The sequence below is a fragment of the Vibrio sp. 2433-A1 genome, from assembly GCF_056726085.1.
On the sequence record NZ_JBRESC010000020.1, the window covers coordinates 43,084 to 63,270 of the forward strand.

15 protein-coding genes are annotated in these 20,187 nt (G+C 45.4%); 9 read left to right on the forward strand and 6 right to left on the reverse strand.

Features of this window, described 5'->3' with window-relative positions:
* Window positions 1–4: 4 nt before the first annotated feature.
* The 3 genes from mazG to eno all read left to right on the forward strand — a co-directional run bounded on the left by mazG (window position 5) and on the right by eno (window position 3,980).
* Complete coding sequence (gene mazG, locus ACU01J_RS17620; RefSeq protein ID WP_481086883.1) at window positions 5–817, forward strand: nucleoside triphosphate pyrophosphohydrolase; 813 nt, start codon at window positions 5–7, stop codon at window positions 815–817.
* A gap of 146 nt (window positions 818–963) precedes the next feature.
* Complete coding sequence (locus ACU01J_RS17625) at window positions 964–2,604, forward strand: CTP synthase (protein WP_053440204.1); 1,641 nt, start codon at window positions 964–966, stop codon at window positions 2,602–2,604.
* A gap of 77 nt (window positions 2,605–2,681) precedes the next feature.
* On the forward strand, window positions 2,682–3,980 hold the full coding sequence (eno, locus tag ACU01J_RS17630; protein ID WP_481086884.1) for a phosphopyruvate hydratase: 1,299 nt from the start codon (window positions 2,682–2,684) through the stop codon (window positions 3,978–3,980).
* Window positions 3,981–4,160: 180 nt separating this feature from the next.
* Here the strand turns inward: eno and ACU01J_RS17635 are convergent, their stop codons facing one another.
* Window positions 4,161–5,372, reverse strand: coding sequence for a multifunctional CCA addition/repair protein (locus ACU01J_RS17635; protein WP_481086885.1), 1,212 nt, complete (start codon window positions 5,370–5,372; stop codon window positions 4,161–4,163).
* An 88-nt stretch (window positions 5,373–5,460) separates the two neighbouring features.
* Between ACU01J_RS17635 and ACU01J_RS17640 the strand changes: the two genes are divergently transcribed.
* Together ACU01J_RS17640 and ACU01J_RS17645 are read left to right on the forward strand one after the other, a co-directional pair.
* The gene (locus ACU01J_RS17640) at window positions 5,461–7,083 is read left to right on the forward strand and encodes an ExeA family protein (RefSeq protein WP_481086886.1); all 1,623 of its coding nucleotides are present in this window, start codon (window positions 5,461–5,463) and stop codon (window positions 7,081–7,083) included.
* A complete protein-coding gene (locus tag ACU01J_RS17645; protein WP_481086887.1) occupies window positions 7,076–7,834 on the forward strand; it encodes a general secretion pathway protein GspB in 759 nt (252 codons plus the stop codon). Before ACU01J_RS17640 ends, ACU01J_RS17645 begins: the two co-directional genes overlap by 8 nt.
* Before the next feature lie 68 nt (window positions 7,835–7,902).
* Here the strand turns inward: ACU01J_RS17645 and ACU01J_RS17650 are convergent, their stop codons facing one another.
* The 3 genes from ACU01J_RS17650 to ACU01J_RS17660 all read right to left on the reverse strand — a co-directional run bounded on the left by ACU01J_RS17650 (window position 7,903) and on the right by ACU01J_RS17660 (window position 10,767).
* Window positions 7,903–8,514 carry a TIGR04211 family SH3 domain-containing protein gene (locus ACU01J_RS17650; protein ID WP_481086888.1) on the reverse strand — a complete coding sequence of 204 codons (612 nt, stop codon included), beginning with the start codon at window positions 8,512–8,514 and terminating at the stop codon, window positions 7,903–7,905.
* A 180-nt stretch (window positions 8,515–8,694) separates the two neighbouring features.
* The gene (locus tag ACU01J_RS17655) at window positions 8,695–9,954 is read right to left on the reverse strand and encodes an inorganic phosphate transporter (protein ID WP_481086901.1); all 1,260 of its coding nucleotides are present in this window, start codon (window positions 9,952–9,954) and stop codon (window positions 8,695–8,697) included.
* A gap of 132 nt (window positions 9,955–10,086) precedes the next feature.
* On the reverse strand, window positions 10,087–10,767 hold the full coding sequence (locus tag ACU01J_RS17660) for a TIGR00153 family protein (RefSeq protein ID WP_481086889.1): 681 nt from the start codon (window positions 10,765–10,767) through the stop codon (window positions 10,087–10,089).
* A 206-nt stretch (window positions 10,768–10,973) separates the two neighbouring features.
* On the opposite strand from ACU01J_RS17660, the gene ACU01J_RS17665 reads away from it, so the two are divergent.
* Window positions 10,974–12,491 (forward strand): CYTH and CHAD domain-containing protein, encoded by a 1,518-nt coding sequence (locus tag ACU01J_RS17665; protein WP_481086890.1) that lies wholly within the window; start codon window positions 10,974–10,976, stop codon window positions 12,489–12,491.
* Window positions 12,492–12,516: 25 nt separating this feature from the next.
* On the opposite strand, the gene ACU01J_RS17670 is transcribed toward ACU01J_RS17665, so the two are convergent.
* Window positions 12,517–13,287 carry a potassium channel family protein gene (locus ACU01J_RS17670; RefSeq protein WP_481086891.1) on the reverse strand — a complete coding sequence of 257 codons (771 nt, stop codon included), beginning with the start codon at window positions 13,285–13,287 and terminating at the stop codon, window positions 12,517–12,519.
* 109 nt (window positions 13,288–13,396) lie between these two features.
* Between ACU01J_RS17670 and ACU01J_RS17675 the strand changes: the two genes are divergently transcribed.
* The 3 genes from ACU01J_RS17675 (at window position 13,397) to hldE (ending at window position 19,095) form a co-directional block, all read left to right on the forward strand.
* Window positions 13,397–14,653, forward strand: a complete 1,257-nt coding sequence (locus tag ACU01J_RS17675; protein ID WP_481086892.1) for a methyl-accepting chemotaxis protein — start codon at window positions 13,397–13,399, stop codon at window positions 14,651–14,653.
* Between the two features lie 118 nt (window positions 14,654–14,771).
* Window positions 14,772–17,612: a bifunctional [glutamate--ammonia ligase]-adenylyl-L-tyrosine phosphorylase/[glutamate--ammonia-ligase] adenylyltransferase gene (gene glnE, locus ACU01J_RS17680; RefSeq protein WP_481086893.1), complete on the forward strand. Its 2,841-nt coding sequence runs from the start codon at window positions 14,772–14,774 to the stop codon at window positions 17,610–17,612.
* Between the two features lie 52 nt (window positions 17,613–17,664).
* On the forward strand, window positions 17,665–19,095 hold the full coding sequence (hldE, locus tag ACU01J_RS17685; RefSeq protein ID WP_481086894.1) for a bifunctional D-glycero-beta-D-manno-heptose-7-phosphate kinase/D-glycero-beta-D-manno-heptose 1-phosphate adenylyltransferase HldE: 1,431 nt from the start codon (window positions 17,665–17,667) through the stop codon (window positions 19,093–19,095).
* Window positions 19,096–19,212: 117 nt separating this feature from the next.
* Here hldE and arcA read toward each other — a convergent pair whose 3' ends face one another.
* Window positions 19,213–19,929, reverse strand: coding sequence for a two-component system response regulator ArcA (gene arcA / locus ACU01J_RS17690; protein WP_481086895.1), 717 nt, complete (start codon window positions 19,927–19,929; stop codon window positions 19,213–19,215).
* Window positions 19,930–20,187: the final 258 nt, after the last annotated feature.

Sequence of the window (20,187 nt, forward strand, 5' to 3'; positions counted from 1 at the left end):
GAAAATGAGTCACCCAATCGAACAGTTAGAACAGATCATGGCTAAGCTGCGTGACCCAGAAAGCGGTTGCCCGTGGGATATCAAACAGAGCTTTGACACTATCGTGCCATATACCATCGAAGAAACCTATGAGGTGGTGGATGCGATTCAAAACCGCGACTGGTCGAATCTCAAAGAAGAGTTGGGCGATCTACTCTTCCAAGTCATCTTTTATAGCCAGATGGCCAAAGAGCAAGGACTGTTTGAGTTTTCTGAAGTGGTCGAGACCGTCAATGAAAAATTAACTCGCCGCCATCCGCATGTGTTTTCCAATACCAAATTTGAGAATGACGAGCAAATAAATGCCAATTGGGAAGCGGAAAAAGCCAAAGAGAAGGCCAAAGTAGGCAAATCTGAACAAAGTATTCTAGACTCAGTACCAGCTTCATTGCCGGCGCTATCACGTGCTACAAAAATACAGAAAAAGTGTGCCAAGTTTGGCTTTGATTGGGACTCGCTAGGCCCTGTGGTCGATAAGGTTCAAGAAGAAATCGAAGAAGTGATGGAAGAGGCACTGCAAGTCTCAGTCGATGAGAATAAAGTCGAATTGGAACTTGGCGATTTACTCTTTGCTACCGTAAATTTAGCGAGACATTTGGGTAAAGACCCAGAAGTGGCACTGGCAAAGGCCAACTTAAAATTTGCAAGACGTTTTAAGGGGGTTGAGGCGATAGTGGCAGAGCAAGGCAAACAACTGACGGATTTTAATCTAGAACAGTTAGATAGCTTCTGGGATGAAGTGAAAGCGAAAGAAGCGTTAGAGAAGAGAGTCGAATAACTCGCTACTCGAATTTGATTTGAAGCAAAAAATAAAAAATTGCAGTGTGATAGATTTCACGTTGTAGCGGAAAAGGGCTTCTGGTATATTTATATCCCGTCCAGAAGAAATCCATTTTCCCTCATTCAACCAATTTCAGGTTAAACATGACGACAAATTACATTTTTGTGACTGGCGGGGTTGTATCCTCTCTAGGTAAAGGTATTGCAGCAGCATCTCTTGCGGCTATTCTAGAAGCTCGTGGTCTTAAAGTGACTATGATGAAGCTTGACCCTTACATTAACGTTGACCCAGGCACTATGAGCCCAACTCAACACGGTGAGGTGTTCGTCACGGAAGATGGCGCTGAAACTGACCTTGACCTTGGTCACTATGAGCGTTTCATTCGCACCAAGATGTCTAAGCGCAACAACTTCACTGCAGGTCGTGTTTACTCAGACGTTCTAGCTAAAGAGCGTCGTGGTGATTACCTAGGTGCAACAATTCAGGTTATCCCTCACATCACTAACGCAATCAAAGATCGTGTAATCTCTGGCGCTGAAGGCCATGATGTTGCGATCGTTGAAGTTGGTGGTACGGTTGGTGATATCGAATCTCTACCATTTATGGAAGCGATTCGTCAGCTTGCTGTAGAACTGGGTCGTGAACGCGCAATGTTCATGCACCTCACTCTAGTTCCTTACCTAGCAGCAGCAGGTGAAGTGAAAACTAAGCCGACTCAGCACTCAGTTAAAGAGCTGCTATCTATCGGTATCCAACCAGACATCCTAGTTTGTCGTAGTGATCGAATGATCCCTGCGAACGAGCGTAAGAAGATTGCTCTATTCTGTAACGTTCAAGAGAAAGCAGTAATCTCAATGAAGGATGTAGATTCAATCTACAAGATCCCTCAGCTAATTAAAGCCCAAGGTCTAGATGACCTAGTATGTTCACGCTTTGGCATTACAGCGCCTGAAGCTAACCTGTCTGAGTGGGAACAAGTAATCTACGAAGAAGCGAACCCAACTGGTGAAGTAACTATCGGTATGGTTGGTAAGTACATTGAACTACCAGACGCTTACAAATCAGTGAACGAAGCACTGAAGCACGCAGGTCTTAAGAACCGTCTAAGCGTGAAAATCAAATACGTAGATTCACAAGACGTTGAGTCAAAAGGTGATGAAGCACTTGCTGACCTTGACGCAATCCTTGTTCCTGGTGGTTTTGGCGACCGTGGTGTAGAAGGTAAGATCCTTGCTGCAAAATACGCTCGTGAAAACAAAGTACCTTACTTAGGTATCTGTCTAGGTATGCAAGTAGCACTGATTGAATACGCGCGTAACGTAGCGGGTATGGAAGGTGCACACTCAACAGAATTTAACAAAGAGACGAAGTACCCAGTTGTTGGTCTAATCACTGAGTGGGTTGATGGTGAAGGTAAAGTAGAAGAACGTACTGAAACCTCTGACCTAGGTGGTACTATGCGTCTTGGTTCACAGCTATGTCACCTAGAAAAAGGCACTAAGGCTCGTGAACTATACGGTAGTGCGACGATCCACGAACGTCACCGTCACCGTTATGAAGTGAACAATGTTCTTCGTCCACAGATTGAAAAAGCAGGTCTGAAAGTTTCAGGTCTATCTGCAGACAAGAAACTGGTAGAAGTGATTGAGAACCCAGCTCACCCATGGTTTGTAGCGGCTCAATTCCACCCTGAGTTCACTTCAACACCTCGCGATGGTCACCCACTATTTGCAGGTTTCGTTAAAGCGGCTGGTGAATACCAACGCGGCGAATTAGAGAAGTAAAGGATACGGGCAGTAGCGTTAGTAGTGCTGCTGCCCTTAATTTTGACATTATATATTCAACGAGAAGGAAACATTCAATGTCTAAGATCGTTAAAGTTCTAGGTCGTGAAATCATCGATTCACGTGGTAACCCAACTGTAGAAGCTGAAGTACACCTAGAAGGCGGTTTCGTAGGTATGGCTGCTGCTCCATCTGGCGCATCAACTGGTTCACGTGAAGCTCTTGAGCTACGTGACGGCGACAAAGCTCGTTTCCTAGGTAAAGGTGTTCTTAAAGCTGTTGAAGCTGTAAACGGCGAAATCGCTGAAGCTCTAGTTGGTAAAGACGCTAAAGACCAAGCTGCAATCGACGCAGTAATGATCGAGCTAGATGGTACTGAAAACAAATCTAAGTTCGGTGCTAACGCAATCCTAGCTGTATCTCTAGCAAACGCTAAAGCTGCTGCAGCGGCTAAAGGCATGCCTCTATACGAGCACATTGCTGAACTAAACGGTACTGCTGGCCAGTTCTCTATGCCTCTACCAATGATGAACATCATCAACGGTGGTGAGCACGCAGACAACAACGTTGACATCCAAGAGTTCATGATCCAACCAGTTGGTGCTAAGACTCTTAAAGAAGGTCTACGTATCGGTGCTGAAGTATTCCACAACCTAGCTAAAGTTCTTAAGTCTAAAGGCTACAGCACTGCAGTTGGTGATGAAGGTGGTTTCGCTCCTAACCTTAAGTCTAACGCTGAAGCTCTAGAAGTTATCGCAGAAGCTGTTGCTGCTGCAGGTTACGAACTAGGTAAAGACGTTACTCTAGCTATGGACTGTGCTGCATCTGAGTTCTTCGACAAAGAAGCTGGCATCTACAACATGAAAGGCGAAGGTAAAACTTTCACTTCTGAAGAGTTTAACCACTACCTAGCTGAGCTAGCTAACCAGTTCCCAATCGTTTCTATCGAAGATGGTCTAGACGAGTCTGACTGGGATGGCTTCAAGCACCAAACTGAACTACTAGGTGACAAGCTTCAACTAGTAGGTGACGATCTATTCGTTACTAACACTAAGATCCTTGCTGAAGGTATCGAGAAAGGCGTAGCTAACTCTATCCTTATCAAGTTCAACCAAATCGGTTCTCTAACTGAGACTCTAGCTGCAATCAAGATGGCTAAAGACGCAGGTTACACAGCAGTAATCTCTCACCGTTCTGGCGAAACTGAAGATGCAACTATCGCTGACCTAGCGGTAGGTACAGCTGCAGGTCAAATCAAGACTGGTTCTATGAGCCGTTCTGACCGTGTTGCTAAGTACAACCAACTTATCCGTATCGAAGAAGCTCTAGGTGCTAAAGCTCCTTTCAACGGTCTTAAAGAAGTTAAAGGTCAGTAATTCATAGTTTGAATTATTAGCTTAAAGCTTTAAAAAACGCCTCCGATTTCGGAGGCGTTTTTGTTTGTGTCATTCCATAGAGCGACGTAGGAGAGAGTAGGGAATCTCCTCAAACATTTGGCTCGCTTCAAGAGATCCCCAATTCATTCGTTCCTCATTCTTGAGGATGATGGCTGTCGGTTAAGCCTCTCGAATAGCCTCAACTCTACGCTTTTCCATCTCAGTGCGAATATCTGCACCCTTAAAGCCATCTTTGATAATGTCTTGCACATTCACCGCTAAAGCCGCCTGATAAGCGTTAGTAAAGATTTCTCGTTGTGGGTAATCAATCTCTTCATGACCTGTTCGACCGCGGCTGTCGGCCATACAGCACAGCAGAATGTCTTGTAAGCGTTCTGGCTTGCGCCATACATCGAACTTATTGAGCACTTTGAGCTTGGTCTCTGGGCGAAGCTCAGCGGCTCGGTGGATATTGGAGTGCTGCTCACACACCATCAAAGCTAAATCGCGAAACTCGTTGGGAATACGCACACGTTCACACAGCACTTTGATCAGCTTAACACCTGTGTGGCAGTGCATCTTATGGCTTGGCCACTCAGACTTTGGGGTAATACCTTTACCTAAATCATGCACTTGAGCAGCAAAACGCACGGCTAGAGAATCACTTAACTTAGCCGCTTGTTCAGCTACCAGTAGGGTATGAACTCCCGTATCAATTTCAGGATGCCACTTTTCTGGTTGAGGTACACCAAACAGCGCATCAAGCTCTGGCAGGACAACCTTCAAGGCACCACAGTCTCGCAGTACTTTTAAAAATACTTGCGGGCTTTGGGTGGATAGAGATTTATGCCATTCCTGCCACACACGCTCAGGAGTGAGATAAGTTAACTCGCCAGAATCGGTGATTTCTCGCATCAGATTCAAGGTTTCAGGTGCAACGGTAAAACCTAAATGATCGAGCTTAGCGGCAAAGCGAGCAACACGTAGAACACGTAGAGGATCTTCAGTAAATGCATCTGATACGTGGCGCAATACTCGATCGCATAGATCTTGTTGGCCGTTAAAGGGATCGATGATATTGCCTTGCGGATCTTGCGCCATAGCATTGATAGTTAGATCGCGGCGCAGCAGGTCTTCTTCTAACGTGACGTCAGTAGCGAAGTAACATTCAAAGCCTGTATAACCTTGGCCGGCTTTTCGCTCTGTTCGTGCAAGTGCATGTTCTTCTTTTGTCTTAGGGTGAAGGAAGACCGGAAAATCTTTTCCTACAGCGGTGTAGTCTTTTTCTAAAAGTTCTTCAGGCGTGGAACCGACCACTACCCAGTCTCTGTCGTAGACGTTAATATTTAGCAGTTGATCGCGGACTGCGCCACCGACAAGGTATCTTTGCACCGAGTGATCCCTTTTCTTGATAATGCCATTGGCTAATAGTGCCAGCAATGGTACTTTTCTTAGCAGCAAATTCCCAGAGACGAGAAGTATGTATCAACAACATTTTGCACTAACAGAGTTGCCATTTTCGATTGTGCCTAACTCTCGTTTCCTTTATCAGAGCCGCCGCCATAAAGAAGCCATCTTCCAAATCCAGGCTGGTTTAGGCGAAGGCGGTGGTTTCGCTATGTTGACTGGCGAGGTAGGCACCGGAAAAACCACCATTGCTAAATCTATATTGAAAACTTTAGCAGAGACGACGCGCGCTGGGCTTATTCTTAATCCGACCTTCTCCAACATTGAGTTGCTTGAAGCGATTTGTGATGAGTTTGATTTAGCTTATGAGCCGAATTCATCGTTAAAGCAGCTTAATCAATATATACATCAGTTTCTTTTGGACAATCATGCCAATGGCATCCAAACCTTATTGGTGATTGATGAAGCTCAGCATCTCTCTGCGGATGTATTAGAGCAACTTCGCTTGCTGACCAACTTAGAAACCGATAGTCATAAACTCCTCAAAGTCCTCTTGATTGGTCAGCCAGAGCTGCAACAAAAGCTCAAAATGCCCCAGTTAAGGCAGTTAGCTCAACGCATGACTGGGCGTTATCATCTATTACCGCTCAATCAGGATGAGACGCGTGACTATATTAAGTTTCGCCTCACTTTAGCGGGTGGATCTCCGGAATTATTTAATGCTCAGTCGATTAAGTATATTGCGCGTCAAACCCATGGGATTCCTCGCCTGATCAACCTAGTTTGTGATGCTAGCTTAAAACAAGCCTACAGTTTGGGTGAAGTTCAGCCTTCTACTGCGATGGTACAAACGACCTGCGATGATGTGATGAGCTTTCAAACTGGCTCGGTACCATTTACGACAGATAGAGCGTCGACAAAGATTTCTAGCCACACCCCACTGGTTGTTTCACTACTTATTGGGGCCTTACTCTCTGGCGGCGCTTATTGGTATACGCCCACATTGGTGACGCCTTGGGTAGAGCAATCTATCAAGCAGCAATACCCTAAGGTTGAAAATATCGAACAGCACAAGCTAACTTTCAGTGGCGAGTTAAAGGCAATTCTCAATCGAGGGATAGACCAAGAAGCGGCGGTGGCAGATTTATACAAGTTATGGGGCTACCGAGCTTCGGTGCTCGATCAGCTATGCCTCAATAACGATGATGGGCTGTTTCGTTGTCAGCTTGAACAAGCGAGCTTTGATGAATTAGTTCAAGCCAATCGCCCAGTGGTATTAAGCCTAAAGATCGATGGACAACCACGCTTTGCGACTCTCTATTCAGTATCCGGTAATCAAGTTGAGCTATTGGTTAAAGACCAACTGGTTACTTTTGACCGCCAATGGCTTACTTCTATTTGGCAAGGAAAGTATCGTCATATCTGGCAAAGCTACTGGAGTGAGACGTTAAAGCAAGGTATGAGCGGTGAAGGGGTAGCGCAGTTGGACAAAGCTTTGTCGCAAGTGCTAGGTGAACCCGAATCAGCAAGTGCGCGTTTTGACTCAGAGGTTAAACGTAAGGTCGAGCTATTCCAACGCTGGCAAGGGCTATCGGTAGATGGGATAGCAGGTAAGAAGACCCTGCGTTTACTTGAGGAGCTATCCCAGCAAGATGCGCCAACCTTAGAGCGTCTAGAGGAGAAATCAAATGTCTAAAGTGATGCAAGCGCTAAAGCACTCCGAACGCCGCCATAAAGCCTTCGATTCGAACCAACAGTATGGCCAGCAAGTTTCGTCTCAGCCGCTACGTTCGACAAACAAGCTAGCGTATATGCTGGCGATAGCGCTGCCGCCACTGTTTGTTGCTGGGGGAGTAGCATATCAAACCTATGACAATTACAAATCACAATGGTTGGCGAGCAATGTTGCTCAAACGACGGTGGTCAATGTACCGTCTGAGTTTACCCTTGCAGCAGCCCCAGCGTTTGATGAGCTGAAAAGCACTTATAAGGCGCCTGTGGTTGTGAGTGATTCTGAGTACCAATACAGTGAGCGGCCAACGAGTTCAGAAGTCGCTAATGTCACAAGTACCAACAGTGATGAGATGCCGAGCGATGACTTACTCAAGGGGCTCGATCTATCAGCGCTATCACCAGAGTTGGCGCAGCGTTTTGAGTCGGCTTTATCGAGCCAGCCGCGCATGACTAATGAGCCAAAAAGTGACGTAAGTAATTTAGCCCAAGATGCCCTGAAGTGGCATGGTAAGTTGCCAGCATTGAATTTTCAAACTCATGTTTACTCAAGTAAGGAGGGTAAACGTTGGGTGAAAATAAATGGCACGGAGTATGGGCAAGGTGATTGGATTAAAGATGACCTGCAATTGGTCGCGATTGAACAGCAGTCTTGTTTAGTGCGTTTTCAAGGTGAGGAAATCGAGATCCCAGCTTTGTATGATTGGCAGGGCTAGGGAATGGTGAAGAGATAAAAAAGGTCACTGAATGGTGACCTTTTTAGGTTCTAAATAGTGCGTGTTGCTTATGACCAGCCTGATGGCGAACGTTTTCTGCGTGGCATGATGTGTGGAAGAATCAAGCCAAGTAGAAGACCGATACCAGCAACACCGCCACCGTACATGAAGTACTTGAGTAGAAGGTCGTCTTTCTGTGTATCTAGCTTAGCACGCAGTTTACGAACTTCTTCTTGTGATGCTGATAGCTGTTGGCTCATATCACTGTAACCTTGCTCTAGCTCACTGATTTGGCGGTTACGCGTTTCTAGAGAGTCAACAAGCCCCGCTTTTTCCTGGTCTGCACTTGAGCGAGCATTAGCTAGCTTCGCTTTTACTTCAGATAGCTCTTTCTCAAGCTTCGGCAGGCGTAGTGCCATGCTTTCTTGATTAGTAACAAAACGACTTTCTACCCAGCCCTTGCGGCCTTTCATGTCTTGAACTTGGGTATAGCCAGTATCTTTATTACTTGTCAGCAGCCTCACTTTATCGCCAGCATCAACACTGCCGATAATACGGAACTGATTACTTGGGCCAGAGTGCATGTAAGTGAATAGCTTATCTGAGATATAACGGTCTTGAGCGAATGCTGCAGGCACAGCTAGCATTGATGCTAAAACTAAGCAAACCAGTTTTTTCACGGTAAATCCTTTAACAGTCTATAAGGGCGGGAAAGCCACAGCCCCAAATCTTGAATTTTTCTAAGGCCAAATAGTAAGTAGTTTCTTATCTGACTGCAACAAAGAAGGGAGGCTAAGCCTCCCTTTCTGCGGTTTTGAGCCAATAATGACAGTGAGCTTACATATCACTGTCATTATTGATTAAGCAAACATTGCTTGGATTCCGTAGAAGAATACCACTGCCAGTAGTGCACCTGCTGGTAGAGTTACAATCCATGAAGCCACGATGTTACGCACAACGCCAAGGTTTAGTGCTGCAATACCGCGAGCAAAACCAACACCGAGTACTGCACCAACTAATGTTTGTGTCGTCGAGATTGGAAGACCAGTACCTGACGCCAATACAACCGTACAAGCTGTTGCTAGCTGAGCGGCAAAGCCTCGGCTAGGAGTCAGTTCAGTGATACCAGTACCAACGGTCGCCATTACTTTATGACCTAGAGTTGCAAGACCAACAACGATACCAAAACCACCTAGTGGTAGAATCCACCAAGCGATAGTGCTCTTACCTGTGATTTCGCCCATGTGCTCTACCGTTGAAACAACCGCAGACAGTGGACCAATCGCGTTTGCTACGTCGTTTGAACCGTGAGCAAATGCCATCGCACATGCGGTGATAACCATTAACACACTGAAGATACCTTCAACACCAGCGAAACCGTGGTCGTCTTCTCGGTTAGAGAATTTCTTCTGAATGTATAGGTAACCACCTACCATTACTAAAGTAGAAAAGGCCGCTGCCCACATCCACGCTTCACCATTAGATAGGTGAAGACCAACGTGCTTAAGGCCTTTCTTAATGGTTACCAGAGCGATAACCATAGTCGTGATGAACATGTATACAGGCACAAAGCGCTTTGCATTAAATAACGGTTTCTCTGTGTCGAAGATAAGACGCTGGGCGCTGACAAAGATAACGTATGCAAAGAAGCCTGAGATAACGGGAGTAATAATCCAACTGCCCACGATACCTTGAACTGAGCCCCAGTCCACAGCTTCAGTACCTACAGACACACACGCAAAGCCGATGATTGCACCGATGATTGAGTGAGTCGTTGATACTGGCCAGCCCATGTAAGACGCAAGCAGTAGCCATGTACCCGCTGCAAGTAGAGCGGACATCATGCCAAAGACAAGAACGTCTGGTTGATGAGCGAATAGGGACGTTTCAATTACGCCTTTACGGATAGTGTCGGTTACTTCACCACCTGCTAAATATGCACCAGCAAATTCAAAGATCATCGCGATGATGATTGCTTGTTTTACGGTTAGTGCTTTTGAGCCGACTGATGTACCCATCGCATTGGCTACATCATTTGCGCCAATACCAATCGCCATCAGAAAACCGAAAGCTGCTGCAATAAGAATCAGGACAGTGCCGTAGTTCGCAAGGATATCCATCGTAATACCTAGTTGTTGATAACAAGCGGAGCAAAATTCAAGCACGACAAAACCCCTTCAGCGCGTCAGTATTTATCGCCTATAAGGGGTGTGAACTAGTTTAGATGCTCTTCGTTATTTGGTTAACTTATTTTATGAGCGAGATAACATTACTTCCAGACGCGCACCTACACGTTGCGCCTGATCAGCAATACCGCCTACCCACTCTAGAATTTTGTAAAGGAACATCACATCAATAGGACTTAGATCCGCTTCGATAGTCATTAACTGCTGGCGAAGTTGAATCTGCATCGCGTCTGTGTCGTCCTCAATCACATCCAGTTGATGGATCATTTCAGCCACAAGTGTTACTTCACGGCCTTTAAATCCAGTTTCCAATAACTCATCAAGCTCATTGATAACTTTTTGCGCTTGCTCAGCTGCGTCTAAACAACGTTTAACATACGCAATGAAATTTTCTTGAAGAGGTGCAGGGATAGTCAATTGACGGCCATAAACACGACCAGCAATGTCTTTTGCAAGGTTTGCGAGTTTGTCTTGCTGAGTTAGTAGTTCCAACATGTCACTACGGTCCACAGGCATAAACAAACCTCGAGGAAGTTTAAGACGAATTTCGCGCTTAAGAACGTCGGCTTCTTTCTCTAGATGAGAAATCTGTGAACGGATCTCTGCCGCTTTCTCCCAGTCACCCTTTGAACTGACTTCAAAGAAGTTAACTAGGTGTGAGCAACATTCGTTTACACACACAACGTGGCGCTGCAAAGGTTTAATAGGGGACTTTGCAAATAACCCCATAATTGTATTTACTGGCATGGTCTTTAAACCCAATTAATATAACCTAAAAACTAACATACACCATTTCATGGCGAAATGTTGAACGATGGCTATAAAGGCGCGCATGTTAACCCATTAAATCACTCATTAAAACTGTTTTAGATCATCATTGGGGCGATATTTCTTTCTTGCCGAGTAAGAAAATAGGCAATATTCTGTCTCTATCTGCTTTGAAAGGTATAACTATGGAAACCGAGATAGAACTGAAGTTTTTTGTTTCTCCCGCTTTTTCAGAGATTTTACGTCAAAAAATCTCTGAAACCAAAGTACTTCAGCATAGCTGTCGAGAGCTTGGTAACACCTACTTTGATACGCCAGATAACTGGCTTCGCCAACACGATATTGGTATGCGTATTCGCCGTTGTGATGATGTATATGTACAAACCGTCAAGACGGCAGGCCGCGTTGTTGCAGGTTTGCACCAAAGACCGGAATATAACGCAGAGCATGACGGCAATGAACCTAACCTAACTTTGCACCCAGAAGATATCTGGCCAAAGGGTAGAGATATAGCCACTCTTCAATCGGAGCTGCAACCACTGTTTTCTACTAACTTTACTCGTGAGCAATGGCTGATTGGTATGCCTGATGGTAGCCAAGTTGAAGTCGCCTTCGATCAAGGTAAAGTCGAAGCAAATGGCCAAGAAGACCCGATTTGCGAAGTGGAGTTGGAGCTTAAATCAGGTCAAACCGATGCTCTGTTTACCTTAGCGCGCCTGTTCTGTGAGCAAGGCGGAATGCGCCTTGGCAATTTAAGTAAAGCGGCAAAAGGCTATCGATTGGCGATGGGTTATACCGGTGATAAAGTGAAACCGCTCGCTTTAGTTGATACTCATAGAAGAGACAGTGTTGAGTCTTGCTTTATTAATTCCTTAGAGCATGCCCTTTCTCATTGGCATTACCATGAGCAAATCTATTCTGAGCGCGACTCAATTGAAGCCGTGCATGAGATAAAACACTCCATTAGCTTTATTCGCCAAATCTTAACCGTATATGGTGGCGTGGTTCCGCGTCGTGCCAGTGCGATTTTGCGTCAGGAGCTGAAATGGTTAGAGCAAGATCTTGAATGGCTTAATGACTACGAGTATTTAGAAGACCTGCTGGATGATAAAGGCCATGCACTGCGCAAGTTAGATGCACGTAAGTTCCTTGTCAGTGAGCTTAAGCAGATTGAAGAGCAGTTACCGAATCGAGAACAAATTCTAGAACTACTCAATTCGTCTCGTTACACTGGGCTATTACTGGACTTGAGTCGTTGGATTCTCACTCGTGGTTGGCAACCTTTTTTGGATGATAAATCACGTGAAAATATGGCGTTAAGCGTTGAACACTTTTCTGTTCAGCAACTTGATAGAACTTGGGCAGAGTTGATGGAAGCGTTCCCTCCAGAGCGTAACTTAACTAGTCAAGATTATATTGAGCAGCAATATCGTTTGATGCGTAACTTGTACACAGGAGTGAGTTTCGCCAGTCTGTATGACTTTGATGAACGTGATAGCTTCCGCTTACCTTGGAGTGATTTACTCCACGGTACTGACGATCTATTGAAGCTAAGAACCTTGGCTAAGTTAGTCGATAAGCTCGAAGGTGAGGAGCGTGAGCAGCTTGAACGTTGGCTTGCTCGTCAAGAAAGTTCGATTCTCCATGCGATGGAGCAAACACGAGTGATCTGTATTGAAGCTGAACCTTATTGGCAAGATTAACTGTCAATGAACTAAAACGGGAGCCTTAGAACTCCCGTTTTGTATTGGTCTCTTTTTGAGTTTCTAATCTATCAAGGCGCTTCAATATTTCGTCTTGTTTTTCAACCAGCTCTTGTAGCAGACGTTCTTTGTTTTCTGAGCGGTTGGTTTGTACTTTCGATGGAGAAGTAATCATTGAAGTGACCAATCCCGAGATCATACCGAATAAGCCTACACCACAGATGATAAGCCCCGCCGCAAGGATCCGCCCTGCGTCTGTTACTGGATAGTGATCACCGTAGCCGACTGTCGAAATAGTGACTAGCGCCCACCACATCGCATCACCGCCATCTTGAATATTGGCATTCGGTGATTGACCTTCGAGAAATAGCATCATGCTCGAACCTGCGGTTAATAGGATCACCATCAGCAGTAAGATCGAAGCCAATGTAGTTTCGTGTTTATTCTTTAATAATTGCCTAATCACATTGCGGCTTGAACGAATAACTAAGATCACTCGCAAAATCGAAAATATACGTGCGTAGCGCAGCGGCTCGATCATCGGCAAGCTCGCTAGAACATCAATCCAGTGATGTTTCATAAATTGCACCCGATCTGTAGCGCGGATCAAATCTATACTTAACTGGAGAATAAATATGCTACAGATAATAAAGTCTAAGCCGATAAGGACTTGTCGAGTTTCTGGGTGCAATGGAAAAAACAACAAGCCTGAGATCACAAATAGCGCCATAAAAGACAAGATTAGTGACAGCAGGCTCATCGGCTTAGTGTCGTCTTTGGTATTATTCTTTTTCATACGAGGCTCGAAATAAATCATGTATACCTTAGTTATCAAAGGTATTCGGGCTTATGTGCCAGATACGGTTCTAGGCACACAATATATAAGACTTAGTGGAGAAGTAACAATGACCAAACTGGCATTTAAACCATGGGAGCGATTGATCACGGATATTCGCTTAGTTCCAAAGATGGTGATGCTAATGGTGTTCAGTACCCTACTGATCATCTCAAAGCAGTTGTGGGATGCGAACACGTTTTACAATGCGTTATTGTCTGCGACGCAAAGCGTGGAAGTTGCTCAAGAACATCATAAGGCTTATCTAGTGGAAGTGGCTTGGCAAACTGGGCTAATGATTGTCACTTTTGTAGCACTACTGATGTTTGCTGCACGCATTATGCTTCGCCAAACTCAATACCTGAGTGACTCAATCAAGGCCATGGCGGAAAGAGATCTCTCTGTGCCGATCGAAATGGCCTGTAAGGATGAGTACGGTGACGTTGCACGTGAGCTTGAAAAGACCCGTGTTCAACTGCAAGAGATGATTAAACTACAAGTTGACGCTTCTCAAGAGCTTTCTGGTCTGACAGAGATAATGACCTTGAGCATGTCAGAGACAAAAGAGTCAGCTCAAGAAGAGTTCAATGAGATTGATCAGCTTGCGACTGCAATGAGTGAAATGACCTCTACGGTGCAAACGGTCGCTGGCCATGCGCAAAATGCCTCAACGTTAACAGAACAGGCATCAACGCAAGCATCGACAGGTCAACGTTTTGTTCAAGATACCGTGCAAAAAATCAGTGAATTATCGAAAGACATTTCTGCATCAGCTCAAGCGGTGAATGAAGTAGAAGACAGTGTTGGTTCAATTGGTAGTGTGGTGGGCACTATCCAAGGTATTTCTGAGCAAACTAACTTGCTTGCATTGAACGCGGCGATTGAAGCTGCACGTGCTGGTGAGGCGGGGCGTGGTTTTGCCGTGGTTGCTGATGAAGTACGTAACCTAGCTCAACGTACTCAGCAGGCAACAGTTGAGATTCAAGATATGATCACTAAGCTGCAAACTAGCGCAAACTCAGCGGTAGATCTGATGGAAAAGAGTGTGGTTGAGGCTGCAGAGGGCGTTGAGCTTGTGACCAATGCAGGCAGTGAATTGGACGGTATTGTTGGTCAGGTTAATCAGATCAATGACATGAACTTCCAAATTGCCACTGCAGCGGGTCAACAAAGCAGTGTTGCAGAAGAGATGAACCAGAACCTAACCAATGTTCGTGAGTTGGTTGAAGCCTCTGTAACAGTAATCTCTGAGCTGTTAGAAACGTCTGAATTGATGCAGCAAAATGCTGAAGAGCTGGATAAGAAGATTACTTCGTTCCGAGTCTAATTATTGGCTAACTCTTTAATAATGCGCCCACTAATTGCTAGTGGGCGTTTTTTATTGGTTTAAGTCTGGTATAAATAGTCCATAACCTTTCCAAGGATTATCGAAACAAGGAAGAATCATGCAATTGCCCCAGCAGCTCACTCCGATCTCTCATGCAGCACTAGAATCTCTTTTCGAATCGGATGTGCTTTCTCATTGGTCTGAATCGACCCTGGAACAGCTTCGCTATGTGGCGGGTTTAAGTAAGTTTGTTGCCGATACACTATCGAGTGATGAGTGCCTGCAACAGAAGCTACCTGAGATGCTGATGGCTGAAACACGTTGTGAAAGTTATCGTGAGTGTTTGGCAGAGCAGTTGGCTGGCTGCAGTGATGAAATGCAAGGTCATCGAGTGTTACGTCAGTTCCGTAACCGCGAGATGGTCTATATTGCCTGGCGTGATTTCACTGCGACTTGGACCTTAGAAGAGAGTTTAGCGCACCTATCTCAGCTCGCAGAAGCGATGATCTTTGAAACCTATCAATGGCAATACATAGTTTGTTGTGAGTTGTGGGGAACACCGACCAATGACGCGGGTGAAGCGCAGCCAATGTTAATTATTGGTATGGGTAAATTAGGCGGTGGGGAGCTTAACTTCTCGTCGGACATCGATTTGATTTTTACCTACCCAGAAAACGGTGAAACTGAAGGGGCGCGCCGCAGTATTGCTAATGCTCAGTTCTTTACCCGCCTTGGCCAGCGAATTATTAAAGCGCTTGATCAGCAGACCTTCGATGGTTTCTGTTATCGAGTCGACATGCGATTGCGTCCATTTGGTGATAGTGGACCGCTGGTGATGAGTTACGCAGCATTAGAAGATTACTACCAAGAGCAAGGGCGCGATTGGGAGCGTTATGCGATGATCAAAGCGCGCGTAATGGGGCGTGAAATGTACCCGGAATACCAAGAACTGCGTCAAATGCTGCGCCCATTTGTTTTCCGCCGTTATATCGACTTTAGCGCTATCCAATCTCTGCGTCGGATGAAATCGATGATCAGTAGTGAGGTCCGCCGCCGAGGGTTAAGTAATAACATCAAACTCGGTGCGGGTGGTATTCGTGAAATTGAATTTATCGCTCAGGTATTTCAGCTAATCCGTGGTGGCCGTGAGCCAAGTCTGCGTCAAAGAGGGCTGCTTGAAACCATTGATGCAATTGAAGAGTTAGAGCAGTTGACTGCAAAAGAAACGCAACACTTACGCCAAGCATATAAGTTCTTGCGTAGACTAGAAAACCTACTCCAAGCGATGGCCGACAAGCAAACGCAAACCTTGCCTGAGTGTGATACCGAACAATTGCAACTTGCCGTAGCGATGGGGTATCAGCAATGGGAGCAATTGCTTGCTGATGTTCAAACTCATATGGCCAATGTGCATGTGGTGTTTGGTGAACTCATTGGTGACGATGAAGAGGAGCAGCAAGATATCGCCAAACATTTCGTTGAATTGTGGGATATGGCGGCGAAGCAAGATGTCGTTGAACAAATCCTAGAGAGCGACATTCAAGCTGAGCAATCGCAGCAAATGGCTGAAACCATCATTCAGTTTAAGAAAGATTTAGCGAAGAAAACCCTTGGACCGCGTGGCCGAGAAGTGTTGAATCGCTTAATGCCGAAAATCTTTTCTGCGATCTATAACCACAAAGATGCCCAATTTGGTTTGCCGCGAGTACTGCATTTACTGCATCGCATCGTAACGCGCACTACGTACCTAGAACTACTCGATGAGCATCAAGCGGCATTGATTCAGCTGGTTCGTCTATGTACAGCCAGTCCGATGATTTCTGAGCAGTTAGGTCGTTATCCGATCTTATTGGATGAATTAATCGACCCACAACAGTTGTATAACCCGATCCCGCTTGAAAGCTATCGTACCGAACTGCGTGATTTTCTTGCCCGTATCCCAGAAGATGATATGGAGCAGCAAATGGAGGCGCTGCGTCAGTTTAAACAGATATGTATCTTACGCATTGCGGCTGCCGACATCGCAGGTGTACTACCAGTGATGAAAGTAAGTGATCACTTAACCTATCTTGCTGAAGCCATTGTTGAGTCTGTGGTGGGCCAAGCCTGGCTACAAATGACCGAAAAATATGGCGTTCCTTCTCATCTAAAAGACCGTGAAGGCAAAGGTTTTGCCGTTATTGGCTATGGCAAAGTTGGCGGTTGGGAGCTTGGTTATAATTCAGATCTCGATATTGTGTTTATGCACGATAGCCCTGTTCACTCTTATACTGATGGCAAGAAAGAGATCGACGCGCGCCAGTTCTACTTAAGACTTGCGCAGCGCATTATTCATATTTTCTCTACTCGTACTGCGTCGGGCACTCTCTATGAAGTGGATACTCGTTTGCGTCCTTCAGGCGCGTCAGGGTTACTGGTTAGCCCAACCGATGCCTTTGATGAGTACCAGCGCCAAGAGGCTTGGACTTGGGAGCATCAAGCCTTGGTTCGCGCGCGAATGATTTACGGTGATGAGCCACTGCAACAAGCTTTTGCTAAAACTCGTCATGAAATACTTACTTTGGTGCGTGATGAGCAAAAACTGGTTAAAGACGTCTCCGAGATGCGCATAAAAATGCGTGACCATTTAGGTGGTAAGAAAGCGGGGCGTTTTATGCTCAAACAAGACCCTGGTGGCATTACCGATGTGGAGTTTTTGGCCCAATACCTAGTACTACGACATAGTCATGAAAAGCCTAAATTGACGCGTTGGAGTGATAATGTGCGTATTTTTGAATCTATGATGGCGCAAGGGATTCTGGAAGAGGATGCCGCGATGGCGCTGACTCATGCCTATACCAGCATGCGCGATCAAATCCACCACCGCAACTTACTTAACCTTGATGCGGATGTGGCGGAAGACAAATTTGTCAGCGAGCGTGAGCTTGTAATGAAACTATGGCACGAGTGGTTAGAATAACGCAGAACCTTTATGCTAAACTCTTGCCCGAATTAGAATTTGGAGATCCACAATGAAGCCAATCCTACCTAACTACAGTGATTCTGGTGTGCTTATCATCGGTGACGTGATGCTTGATCGTTACTGGTATGGCCCAACTGGCCGTATTTCACCTGAAGCGCCTGTGCCTGTAGTCAAAGTAGAGAATAATGAAGAGCGTCCTGGTGGTGCTGCTAACGTGGCGATGAATATTGCTTCGCTTGGTGGTCACGCTCATATTGTTGGTTTAACAGGGATTGATGAACCGGCCAAAGTACTCAATGAAACGCTTTCTGCACTGAAAGTAAAATGTGACTTTGTTGGATTACCAAATTATCCAACCATTACTAAATTGCGTGTCATGAGTCGTGGCCAACAGCTGATCCGCTTAGACTTTGAAGATAAGTTTGAAAATGTGGAAGCTGAACTTATCCTTGACCGTATGGAGCAAGCGCTACCAAAAGTGAAATCAGTGGTGCTATCTGATTACGCGAAAGGTGCACTAGAGCACGTTCAACAGTTTATTCAAAAAGCACGTGCAGCCAATGTTCCTGTGTTTATTGACCCTAAAGGTGCTGACTTCGAACGCTACCGTGGCGCTACGTTACTGACGCCAAATATGGCTGAGTTCGAGCTGGTTGTTGGTAAAGTTAAATCAGATCAAGAGCTAGCAGAGAAAGGCCTCGCGCTTATTGAAGAGTTCAACTTTGAAGCGCTGCTTGTGACTCGCAGTGAGCACGGTATGACCCTGCTTCGTCGTGGTCAAGAGCCGTTCCATCTACCGACTCAAGCAAAAGAAGTCTACGATGTCACAGGTGCCGGTGATACGGTAATCTCTGTACTTGCAGCGTCTGTGGCAGCAGGCAAGCCGCTTGATGAAGCGTGTGCGCTAGCAAATGCAGCAGCAGGCATTGTTGTTGGTAAGCTTGGCACTTCAACGCTATCGACTATCGAACTGGCAGAAGCAGTTCATGGTAGCCAAGACACTGATTTTGGTGTGATTGGTGAACAAGCTCTGATTGAAGCAGTGAAAAAGGCTCAAGCAAAAGGTGAGAAAGTGATCATGACTAATGGCTGTTTCGATATCCTGCATGCAGGTCATGTTTCTTACCTTAACCATGCTGCTCAGCTTGGTGACCGCCTGATTGTAGCGGTTAACACTGATGAGTCTGTGAAGCGTCTTAAAGGACCAGGTCGTCCTGTAAACCCAACAGATCGCCGTATGGCAGTACTTGCTGGCTTAGGTGCGGTTGATTGGGTTGTGCCATTTGGTGAAGATACGCCGCAACGTCTGATTTCTGAAGTATTGCCAGACTTGCTCGTTAAAGGTGGTGACTACAAACCAGAAGAGATTGCTGGTGGTAAAGAAGTGATTGCCAATGGCGGTAAAGTTGAAGTACTTAACTTCGAAGATGGTTGTTCAACCACTGAAATCATCGATGCGATTAAAGGTGGCCGAGGCTAACCCGAGTCAATCGATATAAATGGTCGCTGATTTGCGGCCATTTTTGTATCATCTAGATATAAAAAATGGAGCCAAGTGGCTCCATTTTTTATGAGTAGAAGATTACTTCTAGGTCACTTATTCTTCTAGATCACCACAGAAGCGGTAACCTTCACCGTGAATCGTTGCAATGATTTCTGGTGTACCAGAAACTGATTCAAAGTGTTTACGAATACGACGGATTGTTACGTCTACTGTACGATCGTGTGGCTTAAGCTCACGACCAGTCATTTTCTTCAGTAGATCTGCACGAGTTTGGATCTTGCCTGGGTTTTCACAGAAGTGAAGTAGGGCACGGAACTCAGAACGTGGCAGTTTGTAACCATCACCGCTTGGGCTTACTAACGAGCGGCTGTTGATATCTAGAACCCAACCGTTAAATACGTACTTCTCAACGCTGCGTTTCTCTTCACTTACTGCGCTTGAATTCATAGAGCGGTTAAGTAGGTTACGAGCACGGATAGTTAATTCACGTGGGTTGAACGGCTTAGTGATGTAATCATCTGCACCGATTTCTAGACCAAGAATCTTATCAACTTCGTTATCACGGCCTGTTAAGAACATTAGCGCAACATTTGCTTGCTCACGCAGTTCGCGAGCTAGCAGTAGACCATTCTTGCCTGGTAGGTTGATGTCCATAATAACCAAGTTAACTTGGTTGTCAGACAGCACCTGGTGCATCTCTTCACCGTCACTGGCTTCGAAAACAGCGTATCCCTCTGCTTCAAAAATACTCTTTAGAGTGTTACGAGTTACTTGCTCATCTTCAACAATAAGAATGTGCGGGGTTTGCATTGGCGGTACCTAAACTTGTGAAAAATTTGTGCTAATAGAATAAATTCTAGGCAAAAACATAACATACAGGTAATGTGATGTTGATAATAAACCAAAGCCTGTAAAATTACACTCTCTTTGATCGCCCGCCATCCATGGTGCTTACTTTCTACACTTGAGGTCCAAATTCCTCAGTATCCCATTAGTCTTTGAGGCGGATTTTATAATGTTAACAGCATGCTAACAACGTAGAAGTTTTAATTCCAATCACTTTGTTGA

Bases quoted from the DNA above. Each gene is read 5' to 3' on its own strand.
- mazG (WP_481086883.1), top strand. From the start codon at position 5: ATGAGTCACCCAATCGAACAGTTAGAACAGATCATGGCTAAGCTGCGT.
- eno (WP_481086884.1), top strand. From the start codon at position 2,682: ATGTCTAAGATCGTTAAAGTTCTAGGTCGTGAAATCATCGATTCACGT.
- ACU01J_RS17670 (WP_481086891.1), bottom strand. From the start codon at position 13,287: ATGAAAAAGAATAATACCAAAGACGACACTAAGCCGATGAGCCTGCTG.
- ACU01J_RS17655 (WP_481086901.1), bottom strand. From the start codon at position 9,954: ATGGATATCCTTGCGAACTACGGCACTGTCCTGATTCTTATTGCAGCA.
- ACU01J_RS17665 (WP_481086890.1), top strand. From the start codon at position 10,974: ATGGAAACCGAGATAGAACTGAAGTTTTTTGTTTCTCCCGCTTTTTCA.
- ACU01J_RS17660 (WP_481086889.1), bottom strand. From the start codon at position 10,767: ATGCCAGTAAATACAATTATGGGGTTATTTGCAAAGTCCCCTATTAAA.
- arcA (WP_481086895.1), bottom strand. From the start codon at position 19,929: ATGCAAACCCCGCACATTCTTATTGTTGAAGATGAGCAAGTAACTCGT.
- ACU01J_RS17640 (WP_481086886.1), top strand. From the start codon at position 5,461: ATGTATCAACAACATTTTGCACTAACAGAGTTGCCATTTTCGATTGTG.
- ACU01J_RS17645 (WP_481086887.1), top strand. From the start codon at position 7,076: ATGTCTAAAGTGATGCAAGCGCTAAAGCACTCCGAACGCCGCCATAAA.
- ACU01J_RS17625 (WP_053440204.1), top strand. From the start codon at position 964: ATGACGACAAATTACATTTTTGTGACTGGCGGGGTTGTATCCTCTCTA.
- ACU01J_RS17675 (WP_481086892.1), top strand. From the start codon at position 13,397: ATGACCAAACTGGCATTTAAACCATGGGAGCGATTGATCACGGATATT.
- glnE (WP_481086893.1), top strand. From the start codon at position 14,772: ATGCAATTGCCCCAGCAGCTCACTCCGATCTCTCATGCAGCACTAGAA.
- hldE (WP_481086894.1), top strand. From the start codon at position 17,665: ATGAAGCCAATCCTACCTAACTACAGTGATTCTGGTGTGCTTATCATC.